The 1,507-nt window shown below is 73.2% G+C and carries 1 protein-coding gene; it reads right to left on the bottom strand.

Annotated elements, in window-relative coordinates; translation table 11 throughout:
• Window positions 1-174 precede the first annotated feature (174 nt).
• On the bottom strand, window positions 175-1,179 hold the full coding sequence (locus ACFUEL_RS39595) for an AraC family transcriptional regulator (RefSeq protein ID WP_380243055.1): 1,005 nt from the start codon (window positions 1,177-1,179) through the stop codon (window positions 175-177).
• Window positions 1,180-1,507: the final 328 nt, after the last annotated feature.

Raw genomic sequence — 1,507 nt, 5'->3', positions numbered from 1 at the left:
AGATCCCCCTGGGCGGCCAGCACGTCGACCGCGAAGCGCCCCGAGCGGCCAGGGCCTCCTTCGCGGTGATCACGTTAGTCGGCCGCGATCGCCGCAGGTTGGCGCTGCGTCCACAGCGGATTGGCGTTCCGTCTCCAGCGCGCGCCGCCTGCCGCGGACACCCGCAGCGGCCGGTTACGGCAGGCCGCCGTCCAGGGCCGCGCGCCGGTGCTCGCGGGGGGAGAGGCCGTACGTGGAGCGGAAGGCGCGGCTGAAGTCGTCTGGGCGGGGGATGCCGCAGCGGGCGGCCAGGACGTGGATCGGGGTGTCGCGCAGCGCCGGGTCGGCGAGGTCGTGGTGGGCCCGCGCCAGGCGCCGGCCGCGGATCCAGGCGGCGAGGGTCTCGCCGTCGCTCTCCTCGGTGAAGACCCGGTGCAGGTAGCTGAGCGAGATGTGGTGCGCCTCGGCGATCGCCGAGGGCGTCAGTTCGGGATCGTGCAGGTGGCGCTGGACGAACGCCCGGACGTTCTGGACCAGGACGCGCCGCCGGGCCTCCGGCGACAGCGACTGCTCGGCCTCCATCTCCTCGGCCAGCCAGGCGGAGACCAGGTCGACCATGATCGGGCCGAGCCGGTCCGCGGTGGCCCGGCCGAGCGTGCCGCCCTGCCGGTTCAGGTTGTGCAGGAAGTCCGACACCAGTTGGAGGGTGCCGGGCCGGACCTGGTAGCGGCCGAGCAGGCGGCGCAGCCGGTTCGGCGGCACCGGCAGCAGCGCGGACGGGAAGTCGATGCCGAGCGCCTTGACCCGGGGCCGGCCCGGCCCGCCGGGCCCGAAGGCCCGCAGGTCGTAGGGGCGGGAGCTGTCGAGCACGCTGAACTCCCCGGGCCCGGCGGTGAAGCCGCTGCCGTCGGGCAGGACCAGGCCGAGTCCGCCCTCGAGCACCAGGGTGATGTGGAAGACGGACAGGTCGGAGCTGCGCACCTGGGCGGCGGTGCGCTGGAAGCGGCTGGAGGGGAAGGTCGAGCCGAGGAAGGTCACCGGTCCGAGTTCCAGTCGGCGCAGGTCGGCCGTGAAGTCGTCGACGTGCGGGGTGCTGGTCTTGCACTCCCTGGTCAGCGATATGAGGTCGCGCCAGGTCTCGAAACGCTGTTCCGAGCCGCTCTCCCCGGTCGGGTCGTCGTACTCCGTCGTCGCGGTCATGGTCCGCTCCACCTTCTCCTTCGTGCCGTACGGCCCCCCGACGGCGCGCCAAGCATTACAGGTGGCCCGGCCGTTCGGCACGCCGGATCCCGTCGTGTTCCCGGCACTCTCCTGCCATCCGGGGCGGCGGAGGTGGCGCGGCGTCAAGGTCCGTCCGCGCAACACGGATTGACGGAGGGTCGGCACTCGGCCGCCGGTTTTCCGTTTTGCGCATATTGTCGCTCTCGCGCCCCGCCGGGGCGCGCGGTCGGCCCGGGAGCGGGCCGGGCCGAGTTGGCCCTTGAGGGTGTCGTTGACGGACTCGATCAGCTGCCGGACCGACTTCAGC

Origin of the sequence: Kitasatospora sp. NPDC057198 (assembly GCF_042670125.1) — a bacterium.
GTDB lineage: Bacteria > Actinomycetota > Actinomycetes > Streptomycetales > Streptomycetaceae > Kitasatospora.
Note: the sequence above shows the minus strand (reverse complement) of the source record. Positions and strands in the feature narration are given on the sequence as shown.